Source organism: Methylobacterium sp. WL116 (genome assembly GCF_008039455.1).
GTDB lineage: Bacteria > Pseudomonadota > Alphaproteobacteria > Rhizobiales > Beijerinckiaceae > Methylobacterium.
Window position 1 is genome coordinate 1 of sequence record NZ_VRUV01000998.1, and the last position, 789, is coordinate 789.

A 789-nucleotide genomic window follows, 5' to 3' on the forward strand; every position below is an offset into this window, starting at 1 on the left:
GTCGGCGCGACGCTCGTAGCGTACGGGCAGGCGTCGGAAACGGTTGAACCAGGCATGGGTGCGCTCGACTACCCAACGGTGACGCCCAAGCTTCTCGCTGCTGTCGATCCCGCGCCGAGCGATGCGAGGGACGATCCCACGGGCGCGGCACTCCTGGCGACGGGCACGGGCGTCGTAGGCCTTGTCGGCATGAAGCTTGTGGGGACGGCGGCGTGGGCGACCGCGCCGGCCGCTGCCCACGGGCGGGATCGCATCGAGGGTCGGGGCCATCATCACGCTGTCGTGGCGGTTGGCCCCCGTGAAGGTCAGGCCGAGGGGCGTGCCGCGGGCATCGACGACGAGGTGGCGCTTGGTGCCCGGTTTGCCGCGATCCGTCGGGTTCGGGCCTGTGGCAGAGCCCCTTTTTTCGCCGGGACAGACGCGCTGTCCAGGCTGGCCCGGCTCCAGTCGAGCTGGCCGACTTCGTAAAGTCGCCCCAGCAGCACCTGATGCAGGCGGGTCCAGACGCCCGCCGCCTGCCAGTCCCGCAGGCGGCGCCAGCACGTCATGCCCGAGCCACAGCCCATCTCGGCCGGCAGCATCTCCCAGGGCAATCCAGAGCGCAGCACGAACAGGATGCCTGTCAGGGCCGCCCGGTTCTTGATAGGCCGTCGACCGCCTTTCGGACGGGGTCGGGGAGGCGGAAGCAGCGGGGCGATCTCGTCCCAGAGATCGTCGGGAAGAAGTGCGCGGGCCATGAAACACCAACGCACATCAACGCTCAGGGTGCCGTTCTGTTAGGCGCTCTAA

At 69.3% G+C, this 789-nt stretch carries 1 protein-coding gene; it reads right to left on the reverse strand.

Going from position 1 to position 789, the window contains the following annotated elements; translation table 11 throughout:
* A protein-coding gene (locus FV223_RS29025) for an IS5 family transposase (RefSeq protein ID WP_147730046.1) occupies positions 1-737 on the reverse strand; the annotation gives its coding sequence in 2 pieces (ribosomal slippage) (positions 1-407 and positions 407-737; 738 coding nt annotated over the 2 pieces). This gene is flagged as partial in the annotation.
* Between the last annotated feature and the right edge of the window lie 52 nt (positions 738-789).